Genomic DNA, 13,983 nt, shown 5'->3' with positions numbered 1-13,983 from the left:
ACAAAGCCGAAGAAAGCATTCTCAGAGCAACAAATGTCTACCTCGAAATATTGAGGGAATAACGTATTAGCAGTAATGTTATCTCACTATGTGAGATAACATTGGTTTGTAATGTGTCTTTGGGTGAGTATGAGTGTCATTCCCGAAAACGTTCTTTTGGCTTTAGCCGAAAAACGCTGCTTGTCTAACAGCGAGATAGAAGTATTTTTATATGCTGTTGAGGGACAATCGCCAAATGCGATCGCGAAAAGATTGGCAATCAGTGCCGAAGCAGTACGCAAAAGATTGAGCGAAGTCTACAAGAAATTTAATGTTACTGGTAGCGGCCCAGGAAAGCTCACTAAGTTACAGCAAGTTATAGAATCTGAGTATCAAGCATCTTCACAGACTGAGAAATCCATTACCCAAAACCGTCAAGATTGGGGTGAAGCGCCTGGTGTCTGCTTTTTTCGAGGACGCATAGCAGAATTGTCTCAGCTAACGCAGTGGCTGATTAAGGATAACTGCCAACTAGTGGCAATACTGGGAATGGGTGGAATCGGCAAAACTGCTTTATCTGTGAAACTGGCAAAGGAAGTTCAGGAGAATTTTGAGTATTTGATTTGGCGGAGTCTCCGCAATGCGCCACCTGTTGCAGAGATGTTGGCGAATCTAATCGGGTTTTTATCTGATGAGAGAGAAACAAATTTGCCAGAAAGCGTAGATGGTAAAGTAACGCTGCTGATTAATTATTTACGAGAGCGTCGTTGTCTTTTGGTATTTGATAACACAGAGACAATTTTACAAGAAGGCGATCGCGCCGGACAATATAGACAAGAATACGAAGATTATGGTCAACTACTTAGTCGGGTAGGGGAAGAACCACATCAAAGCTGCTTGGTGCTGACATCTCGCGAAAAACCAAAAGAATTTGCTCCTTTAGAAGGAGAAGCATCACCAGTCAGAACATTATCATTACTTGGCTTAGGAGAAACAGAAGGGCAAGAAATTCTTCAAGATAAAGGGTTATTTGGCTCACAACAGGAATGGGCCAAGCTAGTTGAGAAGTATTCAGGCAATCCTTTAGCGTTAAAGCTAGTTTCTGAGCCAATTCGGGAGTTATTTGATGGTGATATCGCTGCCTTTCTTGCTGAAGGAGAAATAATTTTTGGCGACACCCGAAATTTACTACACCAGCAATTTGAGCGGTTGTCAGAGATCGAAAAAGAAATAATTTATTGGTTAGCAATCAAACGCGAGTTAGTTTCTCTTGACGAATTGCTAAACGATCTTGTGCGTCCCTTGACCAAAAGGGAAGTGATGGAAGCGCTAGAATCTCTACGGAGGCGATCGCTAATTGAACAAAGAACAGCACTTTTCACCCTTCAATCTGTGGTCATGGAATACATCACCGACCAACTGATTGAACAGGTTTGTGACGAAATTACCACTCGTAATATTAGACTATTTATCAGCCATGCTTTAATGGAAGCGACGGCCAAAGATTATATTAGAAACACTCAGATTACTCTGATTATTAAACCAATAATATATAGGTTATCAACTATTTTTAGATATGCTAAAAATATTGAACATCATCTATATCAAATTTTATTGTCCCTGCGACAGATTCCCCAAACAGCAGGATATGCAAGTGGAAATCTGTTAAATATTCTTTGTCAATTACAAATTGATTTTAGCGGCTATGACTTTTCAAATCTGACCATTTGGCAAGCATATTTACAAACTGTGAATTTGCATCGGGTAAATTTTGCCAATAGCGATTTAGCTAAATGCGTTTTTGCCGAAACATTAGTTAGTATTTCGTCAGTCGCATTTAGCCCGAATGGAAAACTTTTGGCTACGGGTGATGCTGATGGCAAGACTTACTTGTGGCAAGTTGACGATGGAAAGCTACTTTTTACTTGTATTGGACATAGCAGTTGGGTAAAATCAGTTGCTTTCAGTCCCAATGGTCAAACTTTAGCTAGTGGCAGTGATGACCAAACAGTGAAGTTATGGGATGTTCGTGATGGTAAATGTCTGAAAACCTTGCAGGGACATAGCAATTGGGTCAGGTCAGTTGCCTTTAGTCCTGATGGTCAAACTTTAGCTAGTGGCAGTGAAGACCAAACAATAAAGTTATGGAATGTCCACATCGGCAAATGTCTGATGACTTTGCAGGAAAATACCAATCGAATTATGTCAGTTGCCTTCAGTCCCGATGGTCAAACTTTAGCTAGTTGCAGTGAAAAGCAAACAGTGAAGTTATGGGATGTCCGTGATGGTAAATGCCTGAAAATTTTCCAGGGACATAGCAGTTGGGTAAGATCGGTTGCTTTTAGTCCCGATGGTGAAATTTTAGCTACTGGCAGTGACGACCAAACCGTGAAATTATGGGATGTTCGTAATGGTAAATGCTTGAAAACCTTACAGGGACATACTAATCGGGTATGGTCGGTTGCCTTTAGTCCCGATGGTCAAACTTTAGCTAGCGGTGGTGACGACCAAACCGTGAAATTATGGGATGTTCGTGATGGTAAATGTCTGAAAACCTTCCAGGGGCATACCAATCGGGTAAGGTCAGTTGCTTTCAGTCCCGATGGTCAAACTTTAGCTAGTGGTAGCGAAAACCAAACAGTGAAGTTATGGAATGTCCAGGATGGTAAGTCCTTGACAACCTTGCAAGGGCATAGCAATCGAGTCAGGTCAGTTGCCTTCAGTCCCGATGGTCAAATTTTAGCTAGTGGCAGTGAAAAGCAAACAGTGAAATTATGGGATGTCCGTAACGATAAGTTCCTCAAAATTCTGGAAGGGCATAATAGTTGGGTACGTTCGATTGCCTTCAGTCCTGATGGTCAAATTTTAGCTAGCGGCAGTGAAAAGCAAACAATTAAATTATGGGATGTTCAGACGGGGCAATGTCTGAAAAAATTGCAGGAACATACCAATAGAATTAGATCGGTTGCTTTTAGTCCAAATGGTCAAATTTTAGCTAGCGGCAGTGACGACCAAACGGTGAAATTATGGGATATCTACACCGGCAAATGTCTCCAAACCTTGAAAGGGCATACCAGTTGGGTAAGATCGGTTGCTTTTAGCCCCGATGGTCAAACTTTAGCTAGTGGTAGTGAAAACCAAAGAGTCAGGTTATGGGATATTTATACAGGAGAATGCATCCAAGTTTTAGAGGGACATAGCAATCGGATCAGGTCGGTTACTTTCAGCCCAGATGGTCAGACTTTAGCTAGTGGTAGTGATGACCAAACAGTGAAGTTATGGGATGTTTTCATGGGCAAGTGCTTCACAACTTTGCAAGAACATACTAACCGAGTCTGGTCAGTTGCCTTTAGTCCTGATGGTCAAATTTTAGCTAGTGCCAGTGAAGACCAAACGATAAAATTATGGGATGTCTATAATGGCAAGTGCTTTAAAACTTTGCAGGGGGCTAATTGGGTAAAGTCAGTTGCCTTTAGTCCCGATGGTCAAACTCTGATTTGTGGTAGCCAAGATGAGACAATCAAGCTTTGGGATGTATCTACGGGTGAGTGTCGAAGAACACTGCGATCGCCACGACCCTATGAAAAAATGAATATTATCGGGGTTACAGGATTAACCGCAGCGCAGTTAGTGACGCTAAAAGCTTTAGGGGCAGTGGAAGATGGAGAGCAAAAATAAAAGGTAAAAGAATGAATTTTGCCTTTTTCCTTCATCCTTTTACCTTTTTTATGTACCTGATGCTTATTTCATGTTAGCCCTTGCATCCTTAACTGCGGCAAAGAAAAATAATCCTGTAAGTGGAATGCTTAATACCAGGATAATTGCCGTGGCTGTGAAACCAAAATCTGGTTGTCCGTAACCGAGTTCAAAAATCGAACCGACGGCTGCGATCGCACTTACACAAGAACCACCCAGAAATAAACTGCTTTTTGGAGTTAAATACACTATTGCCCCCCTATGCTATTGGTTTCACCGCTTGATACGAGAAGCCATTCTTAGATAGCTCCTGGGCTAAAGTCAAGGAGTTTTCTACACGGTCTACAAATACCACGCCGTTAAGGTGATCCATCTCGTGCTGAATGCAGCGTCCTAAGAGGTCATTAGCCTTTAATGTCCGGGGACGACCGTATTCGTCTTTATAGGCAATTTCTACGACTTCGGGGCGCTTTACGTCTAAATATACGTTGGGAATACTCAAGCATCCTTCTTGGGCAACAGAGAGGTCGCGGCTGACTTGTTTAATAGTGGGGTTAATCAACACCAAAGGCTGATTAGCTGCGTTCTCTGGTTCCAGGTCGATGACAACTAGTTGTTTGTGAATTCCTACTTGGGGTGCAGCCAAACCAATGCCATCTTTGCTGTACATAGTTTGCAGCATTTCGCGCACTATTTGGCGAAGTTCGTCATCAACTTTAGAAATCCGCTTTGCAGCTTGACGCAGCACGCGATCGCCTAAATAATGAAGTTCCAAAGGTGGATTTTTTAACTTTTTTTTCTCGACAGCAATTTCAGAGGGCATGAGTCTCGATGGCTAGATGGTGAAAATTCCTACTATTTTCATTCTATCAATCTCAGTTAGAGGATGTTTAAAAAGTCCTGGAGTATACCAAAAACCCACTTGCCATTCCTCTTTTTGCTTGCCTAACGGCAGGCTGATGCCAAGAGTGAGAGGCTGTGAAACCCTTATTTTATCGTCAGTAAGGTTTGCTAGGGGTTAGGTCTCCGAGGTTGTATTGTTAGCAATAATACTTTTTAAATATCCCCTTAGACGTAGTACCAATCTCCAAAATAATTATTGTGAAGTCACGTTGCACCATACTTGGAGCGATCCTTTTATCGAGGCTGACATCATTAAACAGTACTTTTAAAACTTCTGAGCCTCACCGAATGTGAAATCGATTGTAAGTCGTTCACCAGCCTATTTCTGATTCACCCCTGATTGCAACTAGGATTTCTATACAATTTTTCTTAGTAAAAAGATTTCTCCAATCAATTTTTTATTGATGGAAACCTATGTTTAGCAATATTTTCTGGCATCTTCACCACATTCATTAACTAAATATAATAAACACTTAAAACGAAGACCAACTATCTGTTCATAAAGAGGGTTCAATTTACATAAAGGTGGAATCTGAAACAGAGTCCGACCGAAAACTTTAACAGTTCTTGCAAAAGGGCAATTGGAAGGAATTATCTTGCACAATAGTCGAGCTAGATTAGAATTATGTATTTCTACGGACTCAAGCTGATAGCGAATCTGGTTTAAGAAGCTATTGTCCAAATTGGCTTTATTTAATAAGTTCATGATTCAACTTTCCTTCCATCAATCTGTTTCTCCCTATCAAATTACTACGATATCCAGAGAAAAACATAGTATAAATACCAAACTATTTTTCCACTTTTTGGAGGTCAGTTTAAAGAACCGTAGAATTGCTGAGAAACTAGAACAGCTAGCCAATTATTATCAATAACTGTTAGAGGCAATAGTGAGTATATCTGTGGCAAATGGTATGAATATCGAGTGAATGGTCAAGGCAGTAGGAGGACAGAAGAAGAAAGTAGCAATAGATAAAAGCTGATATATTGGCAAACTTTGCACCATTGACTATAAATAGTGGTGTTATTGACGCAAAAACGCAAAAGCTGAACTTAGTGCTTTGGCGTTAAGTTCAAATTTTGAGGTGATGTGTGTTTAAATCTTTCACGAAACTTGATTATCTGCTGAAAGAAACTTTCCTCGGTTTATTGCGGGGAGGTTGGATGAATTGGGCCGCTGTCAGTACTGTGACGGTGTTACTGTTTTTATTCGGCTTGAGTCTGCAAACCTCTTGGCAAGTCGAAAAACTCCTCTATCAGTTTGGTAGCCAGCTAGAAGTATCAGTTTATCTCGAACCAGATACGCAAATCGAAAGTATTGAGCCACTAATCGCCAAAATGCCAGAGGTGGCGGCGATAAAAACCATTACCAAAGAACAAGCTTGGACTAAGTTAGTTAAGGAAATGAGAATTTCTGATATTGAGGGTGCTACCCAGCAGCTGGGTGAGAATCCTTTGGTTGATGAGATGAAGGTGAAAGCACGTAATTCTCAAGTTGTACCAACCTTAGCAACACAGTTGGCTAAATTACGAGGAGTTGAGACGGTGCAGTATGTCGATGAAGCAGTCAAACGCATTGCCCAGTTGCACCGGGGTCTGAACTGGATTACTTTAACAATTACGATGATTCTGACTTTAACAGCGATCGCAGTTACTACCACCACAATTAGGCTGATTGTCATGGCGCGTCGCCAGGAAATTGAAATTATGCAACTAGTGGGAGCGACTTCTGTTTGGATTTACCTCCCGTTTATTTTACAAGGAATTGCTTTTGGTTTGGTTGGTGGTGCGATCGCTTGGAGTTTCATTTCTGTGATTCAACAGTTTCTCGGTAAGTTGCTAGTCAATCAACCTGAGTTTATCCAAGTCATCACCAACAGAGTGCAACTCACGCCAGCAGAAATTTTATTATTGCCTCTGATTCTTTTAAGTTTCGGTGCAGCTGTAGGATTAATGGGGAGCTTATTTGCTGTCCGACGTTTTGCTAAAGGATAGTCATTTGTCCTTTGTCATTGGTCATTTGTCCTTTGTCATTGGAACTTCGACCTCTGAGCTTAGAACTTCGACCTCTGAACTCGGAATTTTGACCTCTGAGCTTAGAACTTCGACTTCTGAACTCGGAACTTCGACTTCTGAACTCGGAACTTCGACTTCTGAACTCGGAACTTCGACTTCTGAACTCGGAACTCCGACTTCTGAACTTGGAACTTCGACTTCTGAACTGGGAACTTCGACTTCTGAACTTGGAACTTCGACTTCTGAACTGGGAACTTCGACTTCTGAACTCGGAATTTTCAAAATTTTAAAAGAATAACTGAAGTTTTGCTTGAACGAATATGAAATTAAACCTACATATCAACTTCTCAGGGCTAATCAAATGACCAATGACAAATAACAAATAACAAATAACAAATAACAAATAACAAATGACAAATGACCAATGACAAATGACAAAATAACTATGAAATCACAATGGGAATGTTTTTTGCAGAATCTTGGTGTTTGGGAAGGTTCATTTACGAATTTTTCCCCCCAAGGAACACTTTTGAATGATACTCCTAGTTGTCTTTCCCTAGAACATTTGAACAATAGCCAGAAAGTGCGTCTCACTCTGAGCCGTTCGGGACAAGATATAATCAGAGAATTTAATTCTGTGGGAGGGGGTCTATTATTTTTTGAAAATGGTTCCTTTTCAGAAGGTTTAATTCAGTTAGGGCCATTTTCCGAATTTGGTGGAGAACTCGCTTTTGTTCATGAAAATCGCCGCTTGCGTCTGGTACAACTGTTTGATAATACTGGTCAGCTAAAGGAATTAATCTTAATTCGAGAACATCTAGCTGGAACCCCAGCAGATGAACGTCCAACTTTGCAGATAAATGATTTGTTGGGAGAATGGCAAGGTCAAGCACTGACAATATATCCAGATTTGCGATCGCCTGATACTTACTCTACAACCTTGAAATTACAACTTGATGATGCTGGGCGATTAATTCAAAGTACCTCTTTTGCAGAACGCACAATTACCTCAACTGCTACCATCAAAGGCCCGATTGTTCTCTTTGACCAAAACCCAGAAAGGCAGGTGCAAGTATTATTTCTACCAGATGGCGCTTCTGCAACATCACCTGTCAAAGTGCAGTTACGCCAACCATTTTTTATAGAAGTGGGTTGGTTAATCCAGCCAAACCTGCGCCAACGGATGATTCGCAGCTACAACGAGAAAGGCGAATGGGTTAGTTTGACATTAGTTACTGAAGAAAGGGTGTAATGAAAAAGCTTTATTTATGTATATTCAAATAGCTGTAGTTGCGATCGCAGTCATCTTAATAGCTGGAGAAAATCTAGAGGCCGTTGCAGACTCGCAATCTTCTACTGAAGATGGCACTAGTAATATTGTGGCAACCAAACCAACATTAGAGATAGAAGGAGGGTATGCAAAATATGGTGACTATATCGGATTAACTCCAGTAGATACCCAGTCTGTGGAATTTTCCCAAAGAATTGTCAAAGACATCCAGATTCGTTTTGTTAATAACAAAGATCAATTGGTCGATGACAAAGGTCAGCCGATCAAAGGACGTACTCAAAAAGAGTTTATCATTGGTCTGCTGAAACTCAAACCTGGTGAGGTATTCCGTGAAGATTTACTAGAAGCAGATTTGCAACGATTGCGGAGATTAGAATCATTTAATGAAGTCAATGTTTATCGACAAGAAGATGGCAACAGCGTTAATCTCATCTATGAAATTAAAGAGCGTAACTTCCCTTCTCTAATATTAGGAGGCGGTAGTAACGAAGATGTTGGATTATTCGGTCGGGTGGGTTATAAAGATGAAAATATCAGCGGTCTTAACGATAAATTAGATACAACTGTGCAAATCAGCGGTAAAGATGTCCAATTTAATGGTCAGTTTACTAGTCGTTATCGTCCTCAAGAACCAAACCGCTTAGGCTACAGCATCAGAGCTTTTCGTAATCGTAATATATCGGGAACCTTCAACGAAGATATCAGATTGTCTAACGGTGACAAAGTACGCGAGGGAAGGTTTGGCGGTTCTGTAGGAGTTTTACGATCTTTTGATGAGTGGGATGCAGCTATAAGTTTGAATTACACCAGAATTAGCCTACGCGATCGCGACTATAACATTGCACAGGTCGATAGTTTAGGGAATCCTTTATCTGTCAGCGGTACTGGCATTGATGACTTATATACAGTATTATTTTCTGTATCCAGAGATCAACGCGATCGCCGAGAAAATCCGACTCAAGGATCGATTCTCACTCTCAGCACAGAACAAGCAATTCCGATTGGATTGGGTAATATTTCTAGCAACCGCCTATTGGGAGATTATATTCAGTATTTACCAGTTAGTTGGATCGGTAATGGTAGACCAACTGACAATCCAGAAATGTTGGCGATTAATTTACAAATTGGTACGACTATTGGAAACTTTCCACCGGCTGATGCTTTTAATATTGGTGGACTAGATTCTGTTAGGGGTTACGGTTATGGAAAAGTTGCCAGTGGTCGGAGTTATGGTTTAGCTTCTGTGGAATATCGTTTCCCAATTTCTTACTCAATCGGAGGAGTTCTTTTTACTGACTTCGCCTCAGATTTCGGGTCTAGCGAAACCGTGCTAGGAGAACCAGGAGTGCTACGAGATAAACCCGGAAGTGGTTTTGGTTACGGTTTAGGATTGCGCGTCAAGTCATCCTTTGGGCTGATTCGAGGTGATTTAGGAATTAGCGATCGAGGAGAACTTAGATTTGAAGTTACAACAGGTCAGCGATTTTAACGGGTGGCGGAAAAGTTCTAGAAAATTACTGAGGATTAGTTTGTAACACACTCAGGGCTGCTTGAGTGTGTCTAGTCCAAAAGGACATAATCAAAATATTGGAGATTACTTGCACATTTGTAACGTGCGGCGATCGCTCGCTGCGATCGAATTTAACTGATAAAAGTCTTGCAGAGCCAGGGAGTAAGCATAAGAATTTGACTCATCCTCACCAACTTTGGGCAGTCTATTGCTTGTAGCTACCTGATTCGATTGTTCAGAACTGGCTTCATTTGACGAAGTATTAACCGTCATCGCCAACTCTCCTGATGGGTTGATTGTACCCTGAAAACAATTCAACTCTGATTGGGGCATATACAACGCACCCCTTACCTTGTCCTGCTGCTTTTGAAATATGATATAACCTTGACCAAGCTGGTTGGGTTTTGGAGATTGACCATAGAGGTAAATCCCATCTTTTACAGGAAAATTTGCTTTTGGTAAAACTCTTGCGCTTTTTGTAGTTCCCCCATCGCCTGGAACCAGCGCTGTGATTGTAGGTACTGTTTTTCCGTCTCCAGAAGCTGCATTAACTTGACTTCTTTGCTCTCGAACTTTTCTAAGTTGCGACAAAAGAGAGTTTTCGGAGGTTTTGTCAATCCGAGCCGATGATAATCGAGAATCTGTAAATGATGTTACTTGAGTTTGCTTGGCTAGAAAGCCCAAACCGAGAAGTAAGCCTAAGCCCGCGAGGGGAATTCCCCACTTTCGGGGAGATAATAACTGATGAAGGTTGTTAAGCACCCTACTTCTCCTGTTAAAAAACTAACTCAGTTCTTTAGAACTTACTTAAATGATAACCAAGTCTTAATTGTTAAAGACTTTATCCACGACTTATATTACTATTGTCCAAAAAAGAAAACTGTCAAAAACAAAAGTTTTTATTGCATTTGGTTCTACAATCTTAGATTACCATCAGTTAGGTCTTTATAACAGAAGGCAGGAGGCAGAAGCCAGGGGGCAGGAGGCAGAAGCCAGGAGTAACCCACGTTTAAAAGCGTGAGATTAAAGTAAGAAGAATTGTATCTCGCTACACTCTACTCAATACAATTCTTCTTTGAAAACTAGGTTTTATACCCAGAACTAAAGTTTTCATATCGTGTCCGGCTAATAGTTATAATTCCCAAATCTACGCAGAAAGCCCAAAAATCCCTCCCTGGTTGTTGAGCATAGTCGAAACACTGCCCCCTGCCTCCTGCCTCCTGCCCCCTGCCTCCTTCAAGAAACTTATATATCTTGTAGCTTTGCCACCATTTCTGCACGCGCGGAAACTTTCAACTTCCGAAACATCCTCTTCAAAGCTTGTTTTACGGAATTTTGCGTAATCCAAAGTTTTTCCCCAATTTCCGCATTCGTTAACCCCTGCGCCACCAAATCGGCGATTTCTAACTCACGCGCTGTTAAAGGACTAACTAAAAGAGAATTGGAGATTTTGGGTTTTGTCCGTAGGGTTGCCATTTTTGATGACAAATGAATACATAAAGCGCTCAAGTCAGCTAAATCGTTACCATTAAAGGCAGGATTTCCCTTGTCACGTGCCAAGTTAAGCGTTCCTACAAGACGACCATCGCAAACAATTGGCCCGGTCATTACGTGTTCGTGGTCGGAACGCGAACAAAAATGCTTCCAGTCTCCTGGCGATAATAATAACTGTTCATGGGCGGGAGCATGACGCTCAACCACATAGCGTCCCACTGGATTGCTCTCTAAGCATACTGCTGGAATGCCTGGAACATTAATCTCAGTGGCTGGCTGCTCATCTAGGAGATAAATACCCCAATTTTGCACGCCAAAATGCTCGCTAATTCGATCCGTGAGAGCGAGTCTTAACTCTTGCTCATTCTGGACATTAGCGATCGCATGAAATACAGCGTGTAGAGAATTAGTCATAAGTGTACCCAGTTGGGGACTATCCAAGCCTCAACAATTACTTCTATGCTAATACCAAGGAAACTAAAACGCTAATTACAGTAGCGACTAGGAGAAGCACATGACAGTTACACAACTCTCTGCTCAGGAACTTTTCCGGGCTGCTTATGAAAACCGCTATACTTGGGACAAGAATTTCCCTGGTTATACTGCAAATATTACCTATAAACATGATGATAAAGTGTTTACAGGCAAAGTTATCATCAGTGGTAATCTCAAAGCCGAAGTTTTGGATGTAGATGACGAGTCAGCCCAGAAAGCAATTCATGGTCAAGCCTGGGAGATAGCAATTCACCGCGTCCGCCGCAGCTTTGAAGACACCCACAGCGCCAATACGTTTAGCTATGGTAAAACTGACGAAACTGGTGCGGTTGAGCTTTTAATGGGTGGTAAGGCTGAGGGCGATAAATACAAAGTCCGCAATAATGAAGTCTGCCATGTTCACCGTTTAATCCACGGTACTTATGTCACAATTGACACCTTTAGCAGTCACGACACCGGCGAAGGCTATCTGTCTCATCGCTATGACTCTGTATACCATGACCCGAAAACTGGGGAACAAAAAGGCGGTAGAAGCGAATTTATTGATGAGTATGAAAAAGTTGGTGACTATTTCATCCTAAATCGTCGGGAGATTCGCACCGAGACAGCAGGAGAATTTTCTACTCAGGAATTTATTTTCTCTGACATTAAATTATTGGAACCTGTTGCTGCTTAAGCTGTATTCTGAAATCGAAAAATTAGCGATCGCTCTTGAGTTAAAGGGAGCGATCGCTTTTATTTTTTGGGCATTCCATGCGTAGCTGTAGCTCCTCATAGACATCGCTCAATCACGTTAAGATACTTAATTAGGTGTTCCTAATCAAGCGGTAATCTACTTTATGAGTCAACTTGAAAACATTCAAGCTGAGTACGAAAAGTTCCCTGAAGCATTTGAGAGTGTAATTATTAGCACTGTGAGCGCACAGGCAATACCCAATGCTAGTTATGCTCCCTTTGTAATGGATGATTCTAAAAATATCTACATTTACGTCAGTGGTCTTTCGACTCATACCAAAAATCTCTATGCCAATCCTCATGTTAGTGTCTTGTTTATCGAGGATGAAGCTAAAAGTAATCTAATTTTTGCCCGTCGTCGTTTGAGTTTTGATTGTACGGCAACTTTGATAGAGCGTGAAACTGATAAGTGGAATCAAATTGTTGAGCAATTTCAAGAGCGGTTTGGTGAAATTGTCGAGGTTTTGCGCGGCTTGTCTGACTTTCGGATTTTCCGGTTAACCCCAAGTGAAGGTCGTTTTGTAGTTGGTTTTGGGGGAGCATATCATATTAGTGGTGATAACCTTCATCAACTTGTTCAAATCACAGGAGATGCCGAGAAAAAGCAAGGATAAATTATGAATTATGAATTGTAATAATTCAGCACCCAGGAGCCAGAAGTTAGAATTTAGAAATAATCTAGTGTAATTGATACGACGAATTTCAAGTTAATGAGGTACACAAGCTAAGTCTAAAAGCCAGGTATAAAGCCTGTTTGACTTTTAAATTCTGGCTACTAAATTCTGAATTATGCTGTATATATATTGATTCATCAAATCTTCTCCTGATTCTTGAACTATTCAGACAGATGTATTTTGAATCCTGAATTAGTTTGACTGTATGTAAATTCAAATAAACTAAACTTTTTAATTTTATGCTTCAGTTTCAACCTCCTGGCTTTGGGCATAAAGTCATCCATACATTCTTGGGAGCAATGGTTTACTATACCCAAACGAATGCACCTTGGACGATTGCTGACACTGAAGAATTACCCCCACTACTATTTCTCCATAACTTTGGTGGGGGAGCGTCTGCCTATGAATGGTCTAAAGTTTACCCAGCTTTTGCCTCGAATTACCACATTTTAGCCCCCGATCTCATCGGCTGGGGAGAATCGGCCCATCCAGTGCGAGATTATAAAATTAGGGATTATCTCAGCACGATCGCAGAGTTTATCATTCAAACTTGTCGCCAGCCGGTGACAGTGGTAGCCTCATCTCTCACAGCCGCTTTTGCTATTCGCCTAGCGATTGTTCAACCCAATTTATTCAAAGCACTGTTTTTAGTTTCCCCCTCTGGATTTGATGATTTTGGGCAGGGTGCTGGACGCAGACTTCCGCTTTCGGTAATCAATGCACCTCTGTTGGACAATTTTATTTATATGCTTGGTGCTGAAAATGAAATTGCAGTCCGAAATTTTTTACAAAGTTTTCTCTTTGCCAAGTCACAACGAGTATCGCAAGAGATGGTGGAGGCTTATTTAACCTCGGCACAACAACCTAATGCCAAGTTTGCTGCTTTGGCATTTTTGCGAGGCGATCTTTACTTTGACTTGAGTTTATATATTCAACAACTAACAGTTCCTACCGTCATTTTGTGGGGAGAAAAAGCACAATTTACCGACATCAAATTAGGACAACGCTTGGCAAATTTAAATCCAAGAGCAATTCGAGATTTTTATGCGATCGCAGATGCCGGAATATTACCTCATTTGGAAATACCAGAAGTTTTCATTGGTCTATTGCAGCGGTATCTTGGGGAAGTGGGGAGCAGAGGGGCAGGGGGGCAGGGGAGCAGGGGAGCAGGGGAGAATAACTAATGACAAATG

At 41.3% G+C, this 13,983-nt stretch carries 14 protein-coding genes; 8 read left to right on the top strand and 6 right to left on the bottom strand.

The window, feature by feature from the left end:
* Positions 1 to 129: 129 nt before the first annotated feature.
* Positions 130 to 3,657 carry a WD40 domain-containing protein gene (locus AC1F2U_RS15765; protein WP_480261943.1) on the top strand — a complete coding sequence of 1,176 codons (3,528 nt, stop codon included), beginning with the start codon at positions 130 to 132 and terminating at the stop codon, positions 3,655 to 3,657.
* A gap of 63 nt (positions 3,658 to 3,720) precedes the next feature.
* On the opposite strand, the gene AC1F2U_RS15760 is transcribed toward AC1F2U_RS15765, so the two are convergent.
* The 3 genes from AC1F2U_RS15760 to AC1F2U_RS15750 form a co-directional block, all read right to left on the bottom strand.
* Positions 3,721 to 3,924 (bottom strand): hypothetical protein, encoded by a 204-nt coding sequence (locus AC1F2U_RS15760; protein WP_094351396.1) that lies wholly within the window; start codon positions 3,922 to 3,924, stop codon positions 3,721 to 3,723.
* Positions 3,925 to 3,934: 10 nt separating this feature from the next.
* On the bottom strand, positions 3,935 to 4,498 hold the full coding sequence (gene def / locus AC1F2U_RS15755) for a peptide deformylase (RefSeq protein WP_322668450.1): 564 nt from the start codon (positions 4,496 to 4,498) through the stop codon (positions 3,935 to 3,937).
* A gap of 498 nt (positions 4,499 to 4,996) precedes the next feature.
* Positions 4,997 to 5,284 carry a Mo-dependent nitrogenase C-terminal domain-containing protein gene (locus tag AC1F2U_RS15750; RefSeq protein WP_480261942.1) on the bottom strand — a complete coding sequence of 96 codons (288 nt, stop codon included), beginning with the start codon at positions 5,282 to 5,284 and terminating at the stop codon, positions 4,997 to 4,999.
* A 383-nt stretch (positions 5,285 to 5,667) separates the two neighbouring features.
* Between AC1F2U_RS15750 and AC1F2U_RS15745 the strand changes: the two genes are divergently transcribed.
* The 4 genes from AC1F2U_RS15745 to AC1F2U_RS15730 all read left to right on the top strand — a co-directional run bounded on the left by AC1F2U_RS15745 (position 5,668) and on the right by AC1F2U_RS15730 (position 9,371).
* Positions 5,668 to 6,570: a cell division protein FtsX gene (locus AC1F2U_RS15745; RefSeq protein WP_480261941.1), complete on the top strand. Its 903-nt coding sequence runs from the start codon at positions 5,668 to 5,670 to the stop codon at positions 6,568 to 6,570.
* A gap of 88 nt (positions 6,571 to 6,658) precedes the next feature.
* Positions 6,659 to 6,889, top strand: a complete 231-nt coding sequence (locus AC1F2U_RS15740; protein ID WP_480261940.1) for a hypothetical protein — start codon at positions 6,659 to 6,661, stop codon at positions 6,887 to 6,889.
* 147 nt (positions 6,890 to 7,036) lie between these two features.
* Complete coding sequence (locus AC1F2U_RS15735; RefSeq protein WP_480262013.1) at positions 7,037 to 7,843, top strand: DUF3598 family protein; 807 nt, start codon at positions 7,037 to 7,039, stop codon at positions 7,841 to 7,843.
* A 16-nt stretch (positions 7,844 to 7,859) separates the two neighbouring features.
* Entirely contained in the window at positions 7,860 to 9,371 is a 1,512-nt protein-coding gene (locus tag AC1F2U_RS15730; RefSeq protein ID WP_480261939.1) for a BamA/TamA family outer membrane protein, read from the top strand.
* A 105-nt stretch (positions 9,372 to 9,476) separates the two neighbouring features.
* Here AC1F2U_RS15730 and AC1F2U_RS15725 read toward each other — a convergent pair whose 3' ends face one another.
* On the bottom strand, positions 9,477 to 10,154 hold the full coding sequence (locus tag AC1F2U_RS15725) for a hypothetical protein (RefSeq protein ID WP_480261938.1): 678 nt from the start codon (positions 10,152 to 10,154) through the stop codon (positions 9,477 to 9,479).
* A 483-nt stretch (positions 10,155 to 10,637) separates the two neighbouring features.
* The gene (locus tag AC1F2U_RS15720; RefSeq protein ID WP_480261937.1) at positions 10,638 to 11,300 is read right to left on the bottom strand and encodes a LuxR C-terminal-related transcriptional regulator; all 663 of its coding nucleotides are present in this window, start codon (positions 11,298 to 11,300) and stop codon (positions 10,638 to 10,640) included.
* A 100-nt stretch (positions 11,301 to 11,400) separates the two neighbouring features.
* Here AC1F2U_RS15720 and AC1F2U_RS15715 point away from each other — a divergent pair, with 100 nt between their 5' ends.
* Positions 11,401 to 12,057: a DUF3386 domain-containing protein gene (locus AC1F2U_RS15715; protein WP_480261936.1), complete on the top strand. Its 657-nt coding sequence runs from the start codon at positions 11,401 to 11,403 to the stop codon at positions 12,055 to 12,057.
* Here AC1F2U_RS15715 and AC1F2U_RS15710 read toward each other — a convergent pair.
* The gene (locus AC1F2U_RS15710; RefSeq protein WP_480261935.1) at positions 12,034 to 12,162 is read right to left on the bottom strand and encodes a hypothetical protein; all 129 of its coding nucleotides are present in this window, start codon (positions 12,160 to 12,162) and stop codon (positions 12,034 to 12,036) included. The two genes, AC1F2U_RS15715 and AC1F2U_RS15710, sit on opposite strands and share 24 nt — an antisense overlap.
* Positions 12,163 to 12,220: 58 nt before the next feature.
* On the opposite strand from AC1F2U_RS15710, the gene AC1F2U_RS15705 reads away from it, so the two are divergent.
* Positions 12,221 to 12,730, top strand: a complete 510-nt coding sequence (locus AC1F2U_RS15705; RefSeq protein WP_480261934.1) for a HugZ family pyridoxamine 5'-phosphate oxidase — start codon at positions 12,221 to 12,223, stop codon at positions 12,728 to 12,730.
* Between the two features lie 299 nt (positions 12,731 to 13,029).
* Entirely contained in the window at positions 13,030 to 13,974 is a 945-nt protein-coding gene (locus tag AC1F2U_RS15700) for an alpha/beta fold hydrolase (RefSeq protein WP_480261933.1), read from the top strand.
* Positions 13,975 to 13,983 lie beyond the last annotated feature (9 nt).

The sequence above is a fragment of the Nostoc sp. LEGE 12454 genome (genome assembly GCF_056620565.1).
Note: the sequence above shows the minus strand (reverse complement) of the source record. Positions and strands in the feature narration are given on the sequence as shown.